The sequence below is a fragment of the Rhodococcus sp. OAS809 genome, from assembly GCF_040546695.1.
GTDB classification, from domain to species: domain Bacteria; phylum Actinomycetota; class Actinomycetes; order Mycobacteriales; family Mycobacteriaceae; genus Rhodococcus_F; species Rhodococcus_F qingshengii.
In genome coordinates this window covers 3,680,237-3,697,899 of record NZ_JBEPOI010000002.1, presented here as the reverse complement: position 1 = coordinate 3,697,899, position 17,663 = coordinate 3,680,237, and the positions used below count along the sequence as shown (strand labels likewise).

Genomic DNA, 17,663 nt, shown 5'->3' with positions numbered 1-17,663 from the left:
CTCCACCAGCTGATCGTCAACTGGTGGAGACCGTCGTTCTTACTGTTCCGGGTTTACTGAAGCGAAATTGTGGCGCCACCGGAGAACATCGAGTCGTGTACCTCGATCTCCTTGGGGGTGGCACTGGTCGGGATGTCGAAGACAATGGTGGTCTTCCGTGTGATGCCGGGGTTTATGTCGCCGCCGATCGCGGTTTCGGCGTCGATATTGATCGCTGCCATCGTGTTGTTGGTGAACTCGCGACCTTCGGTGTCGATCAAGGTCTGATTGGATCCGAAGTAAGCCTGGGGCTTGTCGGAAGTGTTCGTGATCTCGACGTGAACGAGTACGAACTGACCCTCAGCTTGCTCTTGCAAGTAGGGATTGTCGCCGATCGTCGTGAGGCCGGTCTCGATACCCGTCACGACGAAACCGAACTTTCCGTCTCGCACTTCCTCGCCGATTCCGGGATTCGAAGACTTCGTTTCCTTGGGAGCTTCGGCCGGGGCAACTGCGGCCACGGAGGCACCGTTGTCCGCGGCTTGCGTGGTTGTGGGGGCCGCGGCGGATTCTTCCTTGTCTTTGTCCCCGCCGCCAGTGGCGATCGCGACAATCACGAAGAACGCCACGATGCCTCCGACGACCCATGGCCACTTCTTCTTTTTCGCCGGTGAAGGCGGCGGTTGCTGAAATCCACCGGCCGGCTGAGCGTACTGGCCCGGGAACGGCGCGCCAGACTGATCTGGATAAGGCTGTCCATAAGGTTGCTGAGCCGGTGGTTGCTGTCCGTAGGGCTGCTGGGGTTGCTGCCCGTACGGCTGCTGAGGCGGCTGGCCATATGGCTGGTTAGGGTCCTGCGGGGGTTGTGTCATGGCCGTTCCTTCACGTGGGATTGCTCACGCATTACTAGGTGAGCATTCGATACTTCTACCAGACTGACCGGTCGCAATGTGTGCAGAGTGGTCGGTTTTGTCCGACAATGATCCGTGCCTTCAATTGCCTCCTCGCTGTTCTGGATTGCGCTGATCGCGGCCATCGCGCCGATAGTCGCGGGCCTGATCCCGCGTCGACTGGTTCCCGAAGTGGTGTTGCTACTGGTCGCGGGCGCAGTAGTCGGGCCGTTCGCCCTCAACATCGCAGCTGACAGCGAAGCGATCGGCATCCTCCGCGAACTCGGCCTCGGCATGCTGTTCCTGCTCGCCGGCTACGAGATCGACCGACAGGAACTCAGTGGGCGCGGCGGACGTCGAGCGCTCTACACATGGCTGTTCTGCCTCGCGCTGGCGTTCACGGTGGTCTCGCTGCTGGGAATGAGGAACGTGATCTCCGCCGAAGCCGCTGTTGCCATTGCGATGACGTCGACCGCTCTGGGCACGCTGCTGCCGATCCTCAAGGACAACAAACTCCTCGACACACGCTTGGGTAAGACCGTCCTCAACCACGGGGCCGTCGGCGAGCTCGGGCCGGTCGTCGCGATGGCGGTGCTGCTGAGTGCCCGTGGTGCCGTACTGTCGCTGATCGTTCTTGCCGTCTTCGCCTTGATCGCTGTCATCGTTGCGGTGCTGCCCGGCAAGCTGATTCACGAAGGCTCGTGGACACATCGCCTGGTGCGGGCAGGGGCGGACACGACGGCGCAGACGACGGTCCGCCTCACCGTTCTGTTGTTGGTCAGCCTCGGAGTGCTGTCGGCTGTGTTCTCACTCGACGTCATTCTCGGTGCGTTTGCCGCCGGCTTCATCCTGCGGCGACTGATGCCGGAGGGCGACGAGCGCCTCGAGATCAAGCTCGACGGGATCGCCTTCGGGTTCCTCATCCCGATTTTCTTCATCACTTCAGGCATGGCGATCGACGTCTCGGCGGTCGCCGCCAGTCCCGGCATACTGATTGCGTTTTTGATCCTGATCGTTGTAGTCCGGGGCGTGCCGGTGTTCTTCGTGACCAAGTTCGAGAAGGTGGAGCCGCCCTTCACCACGCGCGAAAGTGCGCAAGTCGCGTTGTACGGGGCTACCGGCCTGCCCATGATCGTGGCGGTCACGGGCGCGGCCGTCGACGCGCATCAGATGTCCTCGGACAACGCGTCGATTCTTGTCGCGGCCGGGGCGATCACGGTTCTGCTGTTGCCGATGATTGCCACTCTGTTGTCGAAGAAAGAGAAAGTGTCCTGATTCAGAGATCCAACTGCTCGTCGAGCCAGTCGAACATCCGCTGATCCGTCAGACGCTTCGCTTGCTTCGATTATCAGGGGCCGGAGAAAAAGCCGTCGTCGACGTCGATACCGGTTTCCAGCGCCGATATCTCATGGCTGCCCGTTCGGTCCGCCCACCGCAAAGGGATCCCGGTTTCCGCGTCGAACGCCACCGTGGCATCACGGCCGGCCCAATCCGGTGGCATCGCGAATTCCCACGCTCTCCGCCCGTCGACCTCTACTTCCCGCCCTGTCGTGTCGGGTGGGCGTAGGTCGGCGAAAGGTGTGTACGGCCAGGTTCTGTGTATCTGGAGAAGTTGTTCGATATGGATGTCGAGACTGTATCCGCCGTTTCGTCGTTCGAGGACCCCGTCGGTGCGGAACCACGTCTGCTTCTGTCGGTTCTGCAGAAACAGCACTCCCTGCTCGTCTTCGAGACGGATGCAGGTGCGCGGCTTGAACCAGAATTCGAGTCGCACGGAGGGACGACCGCCGGGGGGTCGCCCGCGGAACATCACCCCATGTAGCGGAATCCGTTCCGCCGCTTTGTAACGTCGCGCTACCTCGCTCCACGCAGCGGGCGACTTTCGCGGAGAAGCCTCAGATGGCACATCTGCCGAGGGGGACTGTCCTGACTTGGGGACAACGGCCACCATAAATTGGCCTTCCACGAATAGCGAGGCGGGGACTGCGACGCCGGTGATCTGCTCGGCGAGAGCAAAGGCGCCCTCCAACGCATGCTCACCTGCATAGCCTTGGGCGTCATCGTCGATTCCGATTCCGCCGACATCGAGAATCAAATCCACCATCCGATCGTCCCCGACCACCGGGCTGGATCCGAAGAGTTCGAATTCAGCCACGCGTGTGCCGTTCGACCACCAGATGAACTGGCTGTCGGCATTGACGCTGAGATAGTGCGAAGCCACCTCGCGATCGGATAGAAGGGGCCGCATCAATTCTTCCGAGATAGCGAAGGAACCGCCGTTGATCTGCATCAACAGTGTGCTGTCGTCGCCCACCGCCGCGACTGCGACTACCTGCCCAGCCCCGGCTGTCTCGGGCTGTTCAGTGAGATCGGACATCACCTCGCCGAGTTCGGCGATCCCGATTGCCTCCGATTGTGTGTTCTCGTCGGCGCCGAGGGCACTCAACACCTGTGCGGGAGTGGACCGAGGGATGAGTGCAGCGCAGTACCCGAGAGACAGGCTCGTGTTGAGGTACTGCTGAATCCACACATAGTCGTGATAGGTAGGCACACTCGCACGCTTCCACAGATTGATACCCGACGAATGCCGAACTCCATCGAGCGCACAGCAAATACGCCATCATTCGATCGTTGATTCGAGGGCCTGATTCAGAGATCCAACTGCTCGTCGAGCCAGTCGAACATCCGCTGATCCGTCAGACGCCTCGCCATGGGCTGGCAGTGGAAGTTCGCGCCCTCGGCAGCGGTGAAGGGAACCACCGTCGTCGGTCCGCCGGCGAGGGCGGCAAGCCGCTTGGATTGACCGGGCCAGAATTGCTCGCCTTCCGGATCGGTGATGAGCAGGGGAGTGGAGATCGAGCCGGCGACGTGTTCGAGGTGGTACTTCCGAACCTCGGCGAGAGTGTTGTAGTAACCGTCGGCGAGGTACGGACGCGCTCGGAAACGCCAGATTCGGGCGCTGTCCTTGGAGAATTTCATTCCCAGCCCTATCGCCATGTCGCGGTCGAAGGCCTCCGACTTCCCCTCGTCGAGTAGCTTCTGCATGTTCTTGGGGATGTGGGCGAGCCACGACGCGGCCACGTCCACGACCCCCGGATCGGCGATCGCTGCCGCGATCCGATGCTCGAACGCCAACGACTGGGGCACCCAGTACCCGCCCTGACTGATCCCGTACATCGCCAGCTTCGACGCATCGACGTCCGGCCGGTCCACGAGATAGTCGACGACGGGCGTGATGACGGCTTCCCAGTCGTGACGGAACGGGATGTTGCGCTCGAAGAGCATCGACTGCTGACCGGGACCGTCGAACATCAACACGTTGTAGCCCCGCTCGAGCGCCCCGGCACCGCCGCTGCCCCACAGCCCGCTGATCGGGCCGTCGCTACCGTTCACCATGATCAAAGTCGGCCGTCGCACGTCCCCGGGCGGCCGGAAGAAGTACCCGGGCAGGTAGGTGTCCTCGTAAGGGATCCGGACGCGTTCGACGGGCTGGGCGGTGGTGTCGACGAAGCGGTCCCACGCCTGTCGGTGACGTTTGAAAGTGGGGACCAGAACCGAATCGTCGCTGAGACCATCGACGGCGTTGATCGCCGCACCGAAGTACGACGCCGCCCGCAGGTACGCGTTGGACGCGCTTCGCGAATGCCCGGCCTCGGCTGCCTCATCGGCCTGCCCGAATACCCGTGTGCCGAGGTCGAACCAGGCCTCGTACCAGCCTTCGAGGTCCTTCTCGCCGACGTGAGCGATGGCCGAGAGCACTTCGCCGGTATCTGCCGCGCCGAAGGTGGCTTGCCCGAGAACGACTCGTAGCTCGAAGTCGAAGGACTCGTTGCGATAGAAACCAGCAGTGAACGCCTGGTGCGGATGGGCGAAGAACGACGACGCGAGAGACATGGGCACACCTTCGCTAGTTCGGGGCAGCCATTTTCAGTTGTAGTTCCAGGATCGCCCGAATCGCTTGCCGGAAAACCTGTCAGCGCGGCGACGCCGGGAGCCCGGTGGATGGCGGCCTCGACATCGCAAATGCCAGGGTGCACAACCACAACGACATTCCCAGCACCTGCGCACGTTGAGCGATACCCAGTCCGAGATTACCGCCGCCGGAGACTTCGATGCTGTTGGTCGTCAACATCCACACCGTCGCAAGGGAAGTCAGGATCAGAATGGTCAGACCCGTCGTCCGCAAAGAAGGGTGCTCGCGATACCTGAACGCTCCCACGGTGAATGCGATCATCGCGGTGAAGATCGCGAAGACCGCCACGCTGCTCGTCAACGCGTGAACATGGTGGAGCTGCGGAAGTAGACCGTCGGGTGCGCTCGACGGGCAACCCTCGCCCGAGCATTCGAGGGGGAACGACGCGTCGGCGATGGTCGCGATGCCGAACACTGCCAGCGCAATCCAGCCCGTGACGAAGAGCCTTCGCCGGGGCGTGATCAGCAGGCCCAGCGCTCCGGAGATCAACATCAAGATTGCGGACAGGACATCGGCGTTACCGAAGACATCGCGGTATTTCTGGTTCTCGGCATCGAGTTCGCTGAGGAACGATGTCACCGGGTCGAGGCCGGTGTCCAGGAAGAATTCGAGAATCCACGACGAGTAGACGATTCCGCCCAGAGCCAGCGCAGCCACCAAACCCCACCGCGCAACGTTGCGTTCCTTCACGAAATCGAGCTTACGGACCGAGCAGGGCTTTCTGGACGCGTTCGGCCGCTACCAGCGGATCTTCGTGCTCCCAGATGCGGATGACGGTCCAACCCTGCTCTGCCAGACGTGCATCGGTGTCGCGGTCTCGAACCACGTTGGCGGCCAACTTGTCCGTCCACCACTGCGCGTTGTTCTTGGGAAACGTCGCATGCTGCGGGCAGCTGTGCCAGAAGCATCCGTCCACGAACACCGCGACTTTGCGGCGTGGAAATACCAGATCGGCCCGTCGGCGAACACCTTTGATCGGCGCTCGGTCCACGAAGTACCGGAGTCCGCGTCGATGCAGCTCGCGTCGAAGTGCGATTTCGGGTTTGGTGTCGCGCCGACGCTGAGCGCTCATCCGAGCGCTGGTGGCAGGATCCGTCGCAGGCACCGTGGTTCCCTCAGCCGTCGGAATCTTCGCTGTCTTCGGGATCGGACCAGGTGGGCGCAAACCTGTTGCGACGCTCCACTTCACCGTGCACGACGGTCACGAAGTCGGTGAACGAGAGCGTCTGAGCTTCGGTGGGGCGCCCGTTGCGCGGCGGCGGCTCGTCGACGTCGAAGAACCGAACTGCGCCATCGAGTTCGTAGAGTCCGATGTAGACCTTCTCGAAGAGGTCGTAGCGGGTGTCCTCGGCGCCGAGATCCACCCAGGCCTTTCCCGGAACGCCGACCACCGCGCGCTTGCCTCGGCCCGAGCGCTTCGAGAGCGTCGTGACGTGGTGTGCAAAAGAGGATTTGCCGGTGTCGCTGGTCTTGGTCGGGTCGCCGTCGTCGCACGTGGCGTACGGCTCGAACATGACGGCGACCAACACGCTGTACGGCTGACGCTGATGCAGAACCATTGCCTCGCCACGCAATTCGTGGTCGTTGCGGACGATGTTCTTGGTCCACCGTCCCAGCTTGCCGCTGCGGGGACTGTAGTCCTGGAAGTTGTACGTCTTGATGGAGACGCAGAGGATCAGGCCGAGAGTGGGGTCGAGTGCCTTGACGTCCAAGCGCTTTCGGCCCTTGGCGACATCGACTGTTGCCTCCTGGCCTTCACCGGACGCCGTCGGGGTGATGTTGGGATACAGCGGACGCAGAGCGTCGGCCACCGTCTGTGCCAGTTGATTGGACAGTCGCTGGGCGTAGTTCTTCTTCTCGCCGCGATCGGCGTCGGCCGGGGGCTTGTCGCCCGCGAGTTGCAGTGCACTCCACAGTGGTTCGTGTTCCGGCTCGGAAAACAGCGTTTCCGGTTCGGGGAACAGCGAGTCCGTCATGCTGCGGCCTCGGGGTATCCGCCCATCCGCTCGAGATGGCTTTCGACGTCCTCGATGAAACCGGGGATGAACCGAAGATTGCCCATGCGCGCGCGCTTGAGGAAGCCGGCGGTGGCCCGAGCCGACAGCAACCGCGTGTCTTCGAGGAAGCCGCTCAGATCCTCGTAGTCGTACTGGACCGGCCAGGTCGAGGTATGGACGCGGAAGGCCTGGCGGTTACGGCCCCAGGCCGCACTCGGCCAGGCGTCGCCCGGTTCGAGTGGCGTCTCGCCCGCGGCGTCGTATTCGATGGGATCGCTCAACCGGCCACCGACCCACGACGCCATCCGCACGCTCACGGCATTGCCGACGAGCTTCCAGCGATGGCTGTGGCGTAGGCCGGGAACCTCGACGGACGGCAGCGTCCAGTCGGGATCGAAACCCTGCAGTCGCTCGGCATCGACTAGACCGGGAGTGACGATCTCACCTGACGGCAACCGGACTGCCGGCTGACTGGGGATGCCGACGGACGAGCCGCCCTTGAGCGTCGGCACGGCATTGACGGCCCATCCGAGACCGCGAGTGCCTTCGGTCCAGTAGAAGCCGCAGGGGTAGTCCGCGGGATCGCCACCCAGGCGCTCGCCGGCGTCCTGGCCGAACAGGATTTCGCGGGGATCGTCTGTGCGCGAGGCAAGCATGATGACTCGCTGGCGACGCTGGGGGAGTCCGAAGGCGCGGGCGTCGACCACCCGGTACGCCCAGGTGTATCCGAGGTCTTCGAGGGCGTCGGTGATGTGCCGCATGGCGGCGCCCTTGCCGAGCTGGAGCATGAACGGAACGTTCTCGATCAACAGCCAGCGCGGGCCCCTCTTACGCTTGACCAGACGGAACACCTCGTCCACCAGGCCTGAGCGTGCGCCGGTGATGCCTGCCGTTTTGCCGGCCTGAGAGAGGTCCTGGCAGGGGAAACCGGCGGCCACCAATTCGATGTCACTGGGCAGCGCGCGAAGTTTGGTGACGTCACCGTGCAACGGCACGTCGGCGAAACGCGAACGGAGAACTGCCTGCGCGCCCGGATCGATTTCACACAGCAGTTCGGTGTTCCACCCATGTTCCGAGAGCCCCAACTCGAGACCACCGATACCGGCAAACAAACCCACCATGCTCCGCGACGACGTCACAGCACCCTTCCTCACGAACCGACCTAGAAGCACGGTACTCGAGAACTCCGACACCGTTTGCCAACTATTCGGTCCGCGGCGTGCTCCTTACGGAAGAACCGTTGTGAAACGCCTTACATCGAGATCTTCGGGGCCGATCGAAGTCCCTAAAAGGTCCCTGATCGAAGCAATAACCCGAACCAGCGGTGCTCCGTGCCCGTTCGTCCATTACCGTGGTCGGGTGAGCATCCAACCTTCCGGTGACGCGTCCTGGCCCGCGGTATTGACCTGGCAGGCCCACAACGCTCCTCGTATGGAGTCTGTTCGTGTGCAGCTGAACGGAAATCGCATCAAGGCTTCCGGCCGGATCATCGGTGGAGCCTGCAGTGAGCACCCGGCATTCAGCGCGTCGTACGACCTGGTCACCGACGAGGCCGGCATCACCCGCCGGTTGTCCGTGCGGACCGCCCTGGCCGCCGGTGAGCGTCAGATGTCGATCAGCCGGGACGAAGAAGGCACCTGGATGGTCGAGAACGGCGCCAGTCACCAGCGCTCTGCGTTCGATGGCGCACTCGATGTCGACGTGATCCTCAGCCCGTTCTTCAACACGCTGCCCATCCGCCGCGTCGGCTTGCAGAACGACATCGAAGACGCCGAGGTCCCGGTCGTCTACGTCAATCTCCTCGACCTGCGCGTCGAGGGTGCGACCATCACCTACAGCTCCGGCGCCGACGGAATCAGTGTGCTGTCCCCGGTGTCCAGCTCGACGCTGTCCGTCGACACCGAAGGTTTTGTCCTCGACTACCCGGGTCTGGCAACTCGTATCTAGGTTTCGTATCTCTAGGTTGCGTAGTTCTAGGTTGCGGATCGCCGGATGACGCCGCCGCGTCGACCGGCGTCTCGCATCCGGTTGATCCAGTCGGGTTCTCCGGCCTGAACGTCTTCGATGTCCCACCGCTCGTGCGACTCGTAGGCGCCGCGCGCCGCGAACCCTGCGTCCACCAATCGTGCCGTCGAGCCGTTGTCGAGCAGATCGGTACGTGCGCCCTGCAAAAGGTCGAGCGCCTCGTCCAGCGCGACCAGCAGGGCGTCGCGGTTGCCCTCGCACATCGCCCGCACCAGGCCAGGAGCGCTCCCGGCCACGCGAGTGCCGTCGCGAAATGATCCGGCAGCCAGCCCGAGAGCCAGTTCGCCTCCGGCAGCTCCGGTGATCGCAAGCGTTTCCGCGAGCAGGTGAGGCAGATGCGAGATTCGCGCGACTGCTCGATCGTGTTCCAGAGATTCGGCCGGCACGACGACCGAGCCGCAGTCGAGTGCAAGGTCGGCGACCTGCGACCACACATCTGCGTCGACGCCCTCGTCGGTGGCAACGACCCATACCGCGTCGACGAACAGATCGGCATCCCCGACCGCCCAACCCGAAGCTGACGTCCCCGCCATCGGATGACCGCCCACGAACTTGGCGCTCAAGCCCGCTCGTTCGACCGCGGCCTTCACTTCACCCTTGACGCTGACGACGTCCGTGATCGGATTGTCGGGCGCATGCGCGGCGATTGCCTCCAAGGTGGCGTCGACGGCAGGCATCGGCACGGCGATCACAATGATCGCGCCGCTTTCGTTCGCTCTCTGCAGCACTGAAACCAGATCGGTGTCGGCGTCGAAACCGTCGGCTCGGGCCGCGTCGGCGGACTCGCTGGAACGGTTGTAACCCCACGCCCGGCGGCCGGATCGGACGGCGGCGCGAAGTAGCGAACCGCCGATCAATCCGAGGCCGAGAACGCAGACTGGTGGGGCGGAATCGATCGCAGACACGAGTTCAGGTTGGCACATCGATGCTCGGACTTCACTCACTGGCACCAGGCGGGCTACCGTTGCGCCATGGGTGCACAGCGCGCGGGTAACAAGAGCGCCTCTTCGAACCAGTCGGAGGAGCTTGAAGGCTTCGGTGTCGCGGTGGTCCGTGAAGAGGGGCGTTGGACGGTCAAGGCACTGACGCCCGACGCGTTGACCTCGCTCTCGGCCGCCGAAACGCAGCTGCGTGAGCTGCGAAGTTCGGGTGCCGTCTTCGGTCTTCTCGACGTCGACGACGAGTTCTTCATCGTGTTGCGTCCGGCGCCGTCGGGCACGCAGTTGCTGATTTCCGACGCGACCGCCGCCATCGACTACGACATCGCGGCCGACGTCCTCGACGCCTTGCACATCGAGATCCCCGACATCGACCCGGACGACCTCGACGATGTCGAACCCTGGGAAGAGGGCGATCTGTCCGTGCTGGCCGATCTGGGCCTGCCGGAACCCGTGCTCGCCGTCATCGCGGCCGAGACCGATCTCTATCCGGACGAGCAGTTGGGGATGATCGCGCAGCGACTCGGGTTCGCATCCGAGTTCGGCGCAGCGCTCGACAAGCTCCCGCGCTAGATGACTCTCGCTGACGACCAGCGCATGATCCGTGCGGCCATCGTGGCCGCACGTTCCGCCTCCGACGCAGACGTCCCGGTCGGGGCAGTGGTGTTCGACGCAGACGGCGTCGAAGTTGCTCGGGCCTCCAATGCCAGGGAAGCGTCGTCCGATCCGACCGCGCACGCCGAAATCCTCGCGTTGCGTGCTGCCGCAAAAACCTACGGTGACGGCTGGCGCCTGGAAGGTGCGACGCTTGCCGTGACCCTCGAGCCATGCACGATGTGTGCGGGCGCTCTGGTCCTCGCCCGGGTTTCTCGGGTCGTTTTCGGGGCGTGGGAGCCGAAAACCGGAGCCGTCGGATCATTATGGGACGTAGTTCGAGATAAAAGATTGACCTATCGGCCGCAGGTGCGCGGCGGGGTCCTCGAGGACGAATGCGCTGGGCTTTTGGAAGATTTCTTCCGCGAGCAGCGGGCCTGAATTCGGTATTCCCCATCGAGAGTGATCGCACACTCGGGTAGCCGGATCCATCAATCGAGGGCATGGTGGAGGCAGATGCCGTCAGGGCATCGGCGGATCGTCGGAAGGCGATTCGTTCGCGTTCACAGAGGAGTACTCATGGGAATCGCAGACAAGGCTCAGAACAAGGCCGAAGACCTCGGGGGCAAGGCCAAGGAAGCTGCTGGCAGCGCTACCGGTGACCGGGACCTCGAAAACGAAGGCAAGGGCGACCAGGTGAAATCGGCCGTCAAGGATGCAGGCGAGAAGGTCAAGGACGCCGCTTCCAGCATCAAGGACAAGCTTACGTAATACCGCTCCACCTGGCGATTTCAGCCACGGGCACTCCATCCGGTAAAGTCACCAACGGTGGCGTGTCCGAGCGGCCTAAGGAGCACGCCTCGAAAGCGTGTGACGGGTAACCCCCGTCCGAGGGTTCAAATCCCTCCGCCACCGCCAAAGCTCCCCACCTGTTCACGCAGGTGGGGAGCTTTTTTGTGCTTGGTGGCGCCTATAGTCCCGTTGCTCGGACGACGTCGGGGAATCGGTAGGTTTCATCGAGGACTGATTTGTCGGGGACATAGCTGCGAATGATCAGTCGAAATTCGTCGTGCGGAGCGGGTAGCCAGTTGGCACGAGCATCCGGATCGGTCGGCTCGTCGTGAGACAGGTGCAAGGTGAGCTTCCCGTCACGAAAGACGAGATCGCCCGCGTCGAGATTGACGGTGCCGAGGTTGACGCGGTTACCGGGTGCGTCGGCGAGCATAAATGCGTCCTTGTCGTACATGGTCAGAGACCAGAAGCCGCCGCGACTGCGGTCGACGGGTGGGAGTGCGTCTTCTGTGAAGGTCATGGTGTACCGCTCGCGGCCGTGGAGCAACGCTCCGTCGTGGTCGGTACCCCGGATGAGGTAGACAGCCTCGTGAAAGTCGTTGACGTAAATGTAGATGACGGCCGCGAGCGCCCGTCCGAACCAGTCGGTGCCCCACAGGCCACTGTTGCGTTGCCGTTGCCATCCGTTGCCTGCGTCGACCCCGGTTTGGACGTAGCTCGCCGATTGATGGAGGGCGACGTCGGCGCGGAGCGCGGCGCGGTCGAGCAGCGCTCGGTACGACTTGTCCGAACGATGCAGTGCGACAAGCGTCTTGGCTTGATCAGCCATCGGGGTGTCTGCTGCGCCCATGGTCGGGTTGAAATCGAGCATTGCTGCAAGATCGGTCCAGAAAGATTCCGGCTTCACCCATTGAGGTCGACTGGCGTCGGGATCGGACGCCAACATTTCGGCGGTGACGCCCTGAGGGTAGATCGAGTTCGCGGCGTGGGCCTCGTAGCCGAAGGACCGCGGGCCGGGTCGATCCTCGCTGAACGGGTACATGCCGATCTGGTCGAGCACCGACCGCGCCTGCTGCTTGGACGCCTCGGAACGTGCTGCGAAACTGCGAGGGAAGACACCAGCCACGTTCGTCGGTGATCGAAGCACATCGAGGAAGTCTTCCGGCAACTCGCCATCCCAATCAGGTCCGACCAGAAGGAACTTTCCGCCGGGAGTGCCTGTCGCCGAACCAAGTTGGTGAGTCACATTTGTCAGCACGTCGACGATCTGGATAGTCCAGTAATGGCCGTCGGGTACCTCGGTCGGGGTCTGTATCACTGCGGTTTCGTCGGTGAGATCGGCGAATCCTGCGCCGTAGATCGTGTCGTTGTTGGGTGAGACGACCCACCGCTGCGCCGGGCTCATGTAGTCGGTGAGGGCACCTGTGTAATTTTTGGCGGCGCCTGGCAGAAGGCCGAGTTGGAGTCCGGTCTTGCCATCCATGATCTCCCACATGTTTGTACGGCCGAAGGTGTCCACAGCTGGATAGCCCCAGTAATAGACGATCCGGGCGAGGGCTTCCACGTAACTCTCAGCGGCGAGCGTTGCTGGAACTCCGGCCGATCTCGCCAGTTGAGCGTGTGCCGGCGTGAAACCTTGTGCGATTGAGTCGGTCGGGGAGTCCATGAAGTCATGGTGCCGGTGACCGTCCGCTGCATCATCACCCTTGCGGGGTGAACCGGTGAGGAAATCGAAAACCGGTTCTGTGTGCGCAATTCGAACGTTCAGGAGCGGCGGGCGATCCACTCTGCAGCGGCGGCATCGATGTCCTGCTTCAGCTTCTCGAAGAACGAGGGTGGCGGGGTGGGGATCAAATCTGCTGCGGTAGTGAGGGATCGACTGAGGGCGATCCGACGCTCGCGTAACTCGTCGTCGGTCAGGAGCGTCAGGTCCGCCATCGCGAGCTCCCTCGATCGGTGTGATTCATGTTTCGGGCAGACCGTGCGCATCGGGATCGATGCATGATTCGATGCGCACGGCCCAGGCATTCCAGGCTGGGGGCCGGAATGCACAGTCGACTTTACCAAATGATTACTAATGGCTGTAGATGTGGCTCGCCTTGGGTGGTCGTGGAGCACTTTCACAGGGTTCTCCCAGGTCGTAAGTCCTGACAACTGTTGAAGCTGCAACTATCGTCGAGCCCATGAAAAAGATCTGGTGGATCGGCGGAGCAGTAGTTGTGGTCGTACTCGCCCTGCTCGTGGGGCCGTGGGCGTACGGGAAGTTCATCGCTGAAGACGATGCACCGGCGGCCGTGGTGTCCACTGAGGGCGCGGAGGCGGCGTCCGGATCGATCGACGGGCAATGGACCGTCGTCGCCGGGCAGGGGGACAACCAGACGGCAGCTGGGTACACCGTGCACGAGATTCTCAACGGATCGAGTGTGACCGTCGTCGGAACCACTGGCGAGGTGAGCGGAAACGCGGTTGTCGAGGGTGAAAAGCTCACTTCCGGCGAAGTAACGGTGCAGGTGGCAAGCATCAAGACCGACTCGGATCGGCGCGACGGCCAGTTCACGGGCAATGTGATGGATACCAGCACGTATCCGACGGCGACGTTCACGATCGACTCGCCGGTGGACTTGTCTGCTGTACCGACGGACGGAACAACGGCGACGGTCACGGTGTCAGGAACGCTGACGCTCAAGGGTCAGTCCAAGCCGGTGTCGGTCGACATGACCGTGCTGCATTCGGGTGATTCGCTGATCGCATCGGGCTCGATTCCGGTCACCTGGACCGATTTCGGAGTCGAGCCTCCGTCCCTCGGTTTCGTCACCGTCGACGGCAGCGGCTCGGTGGACTTCCTGGTCTCACTCGCCGCGAGCTGAATTACGTCCACCCGATTCGCACTGCTTCGGGGCGGGCAGGGAAGATTAAGGACATGACCTTCCTTTCTTCTTGTCCGCTCCGAAGGCAGTGTGCGATCTCTGCCCGGACGGAATGAACAGGTGATGCCCCGGTGGAGACCGTTCCGGACGGGCGAAGACCCCGATCCACGGTTCACGCTCGCCAATGAGCGGACATATCTGGCTTGGATCCGCACTGCAACGGCCTTCGTCGCGTCGGGCGTCGGACTCGAAGCGTTCGGCGGCGACATTCTCAATCCGACGGTTCGATCCGGCTTGGCCGCGTTGTTGCTCGTCGGCGGTGCTCTGATCGCCATCACTTCCTTTGTCCACTGGATCAGCGCCGAGCGTGCACTGCGAACTGAGCGCTCGTTGCCGGTGCCGCTCATGGCGCCGGTCGTCGGCATCGTGCTGGTGATCTGCGCGACCGTCCTGGTGGTCGAGGTCGTGAACTGATTGACCGCGCTGGAACCGTCGGAAGGTGTCAAGCCTCCGGACAAGGGCTTGCAGTCCGAGCGCACATCGCTCTCGTTCGTGCGTACGAGTCTGTCGATCCTCGGCTTGTCTGCCGCCTGTCTGAGATGGTTGCCGCCGTTCGGGTCGGTGGCCCTGATCGGCCCGTCCGTCGCTGCCGTGCTCGTCGTCGCGGTGACGGTCTACGAACGTCGGTCGCGGCCCAGGCGGTTGGCCCAGTTTTCGGCCGAAAAGGCAACGCCCGCTTTGGGTATGGGAGCAACTCTCGCGGTCGCTCTGCTCCTGCTCAGTGCGACGGGGCTGTGGATTCTGCTGAAGTGACCTCGGCTTTCGGCGCCCAGCCGGGCGGGCCGAACACGTAGCCGGCTCGCTGCCGCCACGATGTCGACGCCTTCCAATCGCGAGCAATGGCAGCATATTCGCGCGTTTGGAGCTTCCAGATGTTGTACGTTCCGACCGGCGTCGTGAGTCCGTAGGTAGGGCGGTGGGTTTCGGCTGCGAAGGTTCCGAACATCCGGTCCCAGATGATGAGGATTCCGGCGTAGTTGCGGTCGAGGTACTCGGCGTCGGAGCCGTGGTGGACGCGATGGTGTGACGGCGTGTTGAAGATGAATTCGATGGGCCGCCAGAGTTTTCCGACACGTTCGGTGTGGACGAAGAACTGGTAGACGAGGCTGACGGAGAAGCCGACGAACACCATCCACGGCGGGATCCCGAGGAACGGCAACGGCAACCACATGATGATCTCACCGCTGTTGTTCCACTTCTGTCGCAGTGCGGTGCTGAAATTGAAGTACTCGCTCGAATGGTGAGCCTGGTGTGTGGCCCAGATGACTCGAACTCGGTGTGCGATGCGGTGATACGCGTAATAGAGGACGTCGATTCCGAGCAGCAGGATCACCCAGGTGTACCAGGCAGTCGGCGAGAGGTGCCACGGAGCGAGATACACCCAGATTGCGGAATAGCCGATCAGCGCCAGCACTTTCCAGAAGGTGCTCGTTGCGATCGACACGAGTCCGAGTAGAACGCTGGTTCTGGCGTCGGCGCTTCGGTAGCCGCCCTGTGCCGGCCGTGCGCGTCCGTCGGCGTCGTCGGGATGATCTTCGAGCGCACGGGCCGCGAACCATTCGATTGCGAGGAAGATGACAAACGCGGGGATTGCGAGCGTAACGGGATCATGGAGCGGTTCGAGCAGTGACTTCCATGATTCGAGAAGGGTTTCCCACACGCGATTTGTCCTGTTCTCTAGCTCTGATCGTTACATCATGCATTAAAATGTAACGTCAGGGAACCCTTTGCGGCGAAGAACTCGCAGGTTTGTTGCGACTATTCATAGAACGATGGTAGGAATTGCCGGTGCATATCACCGCGAAGGTGGACTACGCCGTGCGGACTCTGGTCGAGCTCGCGGCAGTTGGTCCTGACCCGGCCAAGGCCGAGTTTCTCGCCAAATCCCAGGTAATACCCCACAAGTTCCTGGAAGCGGTGCTCTCGGACCTGCGGCGCGGCGGCTTGGTCAACAGCCGTCGAGGCCCGGACGGGGGATACTGGCTCGCTCGGTCCGCGGACGAGATCACGATTGCCGACGTCATACGAGCTGTCGAAGGACCGCTGGCTTCGATTCGGGGTCAGCGACCGGAAGACGTCGACTACGGGGGACCGGCAACGCCCCTCAAGGAGGTGTGGATTGCAGTGCGAGTCAACCTCCGTGCTGTGCTCGAAAATGTCACACTCACCGATGTTGCAGGTGGAGAGTTGCCCGAGTTCATTCACGAACTGACGGCAGATCCCGAGGCGTGGAATCGGCGCTGATACAGCCCGGTTTCAGTGTGCCCGTCGACGCGGAACTGCCATAGGAGCAGTGTTCGCGGTGTTGCCTCCCGCGGATTTTGCGTCGTACATCAGATGATCGGCCGCAACGATTGCTCGGGAGAACTCGTTGTAGTCGAACTCTTCCTGATGTGGGATGAAAGGTAGCGTCGCTGCGCCGACGCTGACCGTGGCCAGGGGGTCGTCGGAGGCGTTCACCACGGCTTTGGGGAGCGTCGCGATTCGTTTGCGAAGTCCGTACGGAGTACCGATCATCACAACGGTGAACTCCTCGCCGCCGGTGCGCGCGGCGTAACCGAAACCGTTCACATGCGCCTGCAGGCGCGTTCCGGTCCGGATGATGACGGCGTCACCGACTTCGTGGCCGAACGTGTCGTTCACCGCCTTGAACTTGTCGATGTCGACGACGGCAACAGCAATGTCGGCACGATTTGCCGACGCGACCGACCAGATGCGCTCCGACATGTCCCACAGTCCTCGTCGGTTCAACAGGCCGGTAAGCGCATCCACTTTGGATCCCGTTGCGCGCGCGAGTAATTGCCGCCAAGTGAACTGAATTGTGGCCGGAATGAAGATCACGGCACACAGGACGACGTCCGTGCGTGCGATCACGCTGGTTGTCGAGTAGTCGCCGTTCGTCAGGCCGAGCACCGTCAGGGCGATGACAAATGTCGTGGCAAAGGCGAGATGGAAGGCCAACCAGCGGTAATCGAGAAAATAGGTGAAGTAGGCGCCGGTGGCGACAAAGAGTGCCGCGCCGAAGAGGGCGGCGTTATGGCTGGTGAAGGTGATGAGAACCGAGGCAGTTCCGAGATCCGCCCACAGTCCGTAGAGCTTGAGCATGCGTGAACCTCTGATTCGGCCGACAAACCAGAGAATCGTAGGGATCAGGTTGACGGCCGCAATGCCGACGAGCCAACTGCGCGCAAACGGTCCGTCCGGGCCCTCTCCGCTGAGGAGAAACAGGAACGCCACGATCGAGAAATTGAGTGAGCAGAACCCGATGGTGAGACGGACGAGACGTAGTACGGAGCCTCGTCCGGACTTCGATCCCCACAGCATCACCGTGGACGAAACCGGCCAGGTATGCAGGAGCGGGTCCATCAGATTCCTTCGCCGAGCACATTGCGGTTAATTCACCGCAAAGTATGTCAGGCCATGTTGATTCACGCGTCAACTTGGCAGGGGGCGTCACGCGGTGAAGTTGCTCGCAACTCTCTCTGTTGCGCTGTTCAGGCATTTGCCGTGCGTGAGTGTGAGGTACGCCTCGAGTTTCCGTGCCGTGT

General features: G+C 62.5%; 21 protein-coding genes and 1 tRNA gene. 10 read left to right on the top strand and 12 right to left on the bottom strand.

All coding sequences use genetic code 11. From position 1 onward, the window contains the following. Nucleotides 1-53: 53 nt before the first annotated feature. Nucleotides 54-851: a DUF4352 domain-containing protein gene (locus ABIE52_RS20325; RefSeq protein WP_064073565.1), complete on the bottom strand. Its 798-nt coding sequence runs from the start codon at nt 849-851 to the stop codon at nt 54-56. A 114-nt stretch (nt 852-965) separates the two neighbouring features. Here ABIE52_RS20325 and ABIE52_RS20320 point away from each other — a divergent pair, with 114 nt between their 5' ends. Further along, the gene (locus tag ABIE52_RS20320; protein WP_192712881.1) at nt 966-2,144 is read left to right on the top strand and encodes a cation:proton antiporter; all 1,179 of its coding nucleotides are present in this window, start codon (nt 966-968) and stop codon (nt 2,142-2,144) included. Between the two features lie 73 nt (nt 2,145-2,217). Here ABIE52_RS20320 and ABIE52_RS20315 read toward each other — a convergent pair whose 3' ends face one another. The 6 genes from ABIE52_RS20315 to ABIE52_RS20290 all read right to left on the bottom strand — a co-directional run bounded on the left by ABIE52_RS20315 (nt 2,218) and on the right by ABIE52_RS20290 (nt 7,960). After that, nucleotides 2,218-3,420: a DUF6461 domain-containing protein gene (locus ABIE52_RS20315; RefSeq protein WP_030535753.1), complete on the bottom strand. Its 1,203-nt coding sequence runs from the start codon at nt 3,418-3,420 to the stop codon at nt 2,218-2,220. 98 nt (nt 3,421-3,518) lie between these two features. After that, on the bottom strand, nt 3,519-4,763 hold the full coding sequence (locus tag ABIE52_RS20310; RefSeq protein ID WP_073512855.1) for an alpha/beta hydrolase family protein: 1,245 nt from the start codon (nt 4,761-4,763) through the stop codon (nt 3,519-3,521). 79 nt (nt 4,764-4,842) lie between these two features. Continuing rightward, nucleotides 4,843-5,532 carry a DUF998 domain-containing protein gene (locus ABIE52_RS20305; protein WP_073512854.1) on the bottom strand — a complete coding sequence of 230 codons (690 nt, stop codon included), beginning with the start codon at nt 5,530-5,532 and terminating at the stop codon, nt 4,843-4,845. Nucleotides 5,533-5,542: 10 nt separating this feature from the next. Next, a complete protein-coding gene (locus tag ABIE52_RS20300; RefSeq protein ID WP_030535751.1) occupies nt 5,543-5,947 on the bottom strand; it encodes a very short patch repair endonuclease in 405 nt (134 codons plus the stop codon). A 10-nt stretch (nt 5,948-5,957) separates the two neighbouring features. After that, nucleotides 5,958-6,818 (bottom strand): hypothetical protein, encoded by an 861-nt coding sequence (locus ABIE52_RS20295; protein WP_073512853.1) that lies wholly within the window; start codon nt 6,816-6,818, stop codon nt 5,958-5,960. Then, entirely contained in the window at nt 6,815-7,960 is a 1,146-nt protein-coding gene (locus tag ABIE52_RS20290; RefSeq protein WP_178377331.1) for a DNA cytosine methyltransferase, read from the bottom strand. Before ABIE52_RS20290 ends, ABIE52_RS20295 begins: the two co-directional genes overlap by 4 nt. Before the next feature lie 238 nt (nt 7,961-8,198). Between ABIE52_RS20290 and ABIE52_RS20285 the strand changes: the two genes are divergently transcribed. Continuing rightward, on the top strand, nt 8,199-8,786 hold the full coding sequence (locus ABIE52_RS20285; RefSeq protein WP_073512852.1) for a putative glycolipid-binding domain-containing protein: 588 nt from the start codon (nt 8,199-8,201) through the stop codon (nt 8,784-8,786). 26 nt (nt 8,787-8,812) lie between these two features. Here ABIE52_RS20285 and ABIE52_RS20280 read toward each other — a convergent pair whose 3' ends face one another. Further along, on the bottom strand, nt 8,813-9,787 hold the full coding sequence (locus tag ABIE52_RS20280) for a prephenate dehydrogenase (protein WP_031332706.1): 975 nt from the start codon (nt 9,785-9,787) through the stop codon (nt 8,813-8,815). A 48-nt stretch (nt 9,788-9,835) separates the two neighbouring features. Between ABIE52_RS20280 and ABIE52_RS20275 the strand changes: the two genes are divergently transcribed. From ABIE52_RS20275 to ABIE52_RS20260, 4 genes are all read left to right on the top strand, one after another. Continuing rightward, complete coding sequence (locus ABIE52_RS20275) at nt 9,836-10,375, top strand: tRNA adenosine deaminase-associated protein (protein WP_003943823.1); 540 nt, start codon at nt 9,836-9,838, stop codon at nt 10,373-10,375. Next, a complete protein-coding gene (locus ABIE52_RS20270; protein WP_003943976.1) occupies nt 10,376-10,837 on the top strand; it encodes a nucleoside deaminase in 462 nt (153 codons plus the stop codon). A gap of 138 nt (nt 10,838-10,975) precedes the next feature. Next, nucleotides 10,976-11,167 carry a CsbD family protein gene (locus ABIE52_RS20265; protein WP_003943869.1) on the top strand — a complete coding sequence of 64 codons (192 nt, stop codon included), beginning with the start codon at nt 10,976-10,978 and terminating at the stop codon, nt 11,165-11,167. 56 nt (nt 11,168-11,223) lie between these two features. Further along, nucleotides 11,224-11,314 (top strand) — tRNA-Ser (locus ABIE52_RS20260). Between the two features lie 52 nt (nt 11,315-11,366). Here ABIE52_RS20260 and ABIE52_RS20255 read toward each other — a convergent pair. Together ABIE52_RS20255 and ABIE52_RS20250 are read right to left on the bottom strand one after the other, a co-directional pair. Then, on the bottom strand, nt 11,367-12,854 hold the full coding sequence (locus tag ABIE52_RS20255) for a DUF1254 domain-containing protein (protein WP_354541523.1): 1,488 nt from the start codon (nt 12,852-12,854) through the stop codon (nt 11,367-11,369). Between the two features lie 98 nt (nt 12,855-12,952). After that, complete coding sequence (locus tag ABIE52_RS20250; RefSeq protein ID WP_003943953.1) at nt 12,953-13,126, bottom strand: hypothetical protein; 174 nt, start codon at nt 13,124-13,126, stop codon at nt 12,953-12,955. A 245-nt stretch (nt 13,127-13,371) separates the two neighbouring features. Between ABIE52_RS20250 and ABIE52_RS20245 the strand changes: the two genes are divergently transcribed. From ABIE52_RS20245 to ABIE52_RS20235, 3 genes are all read left to right on the top strand, one after another. After that, nucleotides 13,372-14,055: a YceI family protein gene (locus tag ABIE52_RS20245; protein ID WP_003943876.1), complete on the top strand. Its 684-nt coding sequence runs from the start codon at nt 13,372-13,374 to the stop codon at nt 14,053-14,055. A 123-nt stretch (nt 14,056-14,178) separates the two neighbouring features. Next, nucleotides 14,179-14,529: a YidH family protein gene (locus tag ABIE52_RS20240; protein WP_003943804.1), complete on the top strand. Its 351-nt coding sequence runs from the start codon at nt 14,179-14,181 to the stop codon at nt 14,527-14,529. Continuing rightward, complete coding sequence (locus tag ABIE52_RS20235) at nt 14,530-14,868, top strand: DUF202 domain-containing protein (RefSeq protein WP_003943794.1); 339 nt, start codon at nt 14,530-14,532, stop codon at nt 14,866-14,868. On the opposite strand, the gene ABIE52_RS20230 is transcribed toward ABIE52_RS20235, so the two are convergent. Next, nucleotides 14,834-15,775, bottom strand: coding sequence for a sterol desaturase family protein (locus ABIE52_RS20230; RefSeq protein WP_047271543.1), 942 nt, complete (start codon nt 15,773-15,775; stop codon nt 14,834-14,836). The genes ABIE52_RS20235 and ABIE52_RS20230 overlap by 35 nt on opposite strands. Before the next feature lie 128 nt (nt 15,776-15,903). Between ABIE52_RS20230 and ABIE52_RS20225 the strand changes: the two genes are divergently transcribed. Continuing rightward, a complete protein-coding gene (locus tag ABIE52_RS20225) occupies nt 15,904-16,359 on the top strand; it encodes an RrF2 family transcriptional regulator (protein WP_003943908.1) in 456 nt (151 codons plus the stop codon). A 12-nt stretch (nt 16,360-16,371) separates the two neighbouring features. Here the strand turns inward: ABIE52_RS20225 and ABIE52_RS20220 are convergent, their stop codons facing one another. Then, entirely contained in the window at nt 16,372-17,481 is a 1,110-nt protein-coding gene (locus tag ABIE52_RS20220) for a GGDEF domain-containing protein (RefSeq protein WP_020968182.1), read from the bottom strand. Between the last annotated feature and the right edge of the window lie 182 nt (nt 17,482-17,663).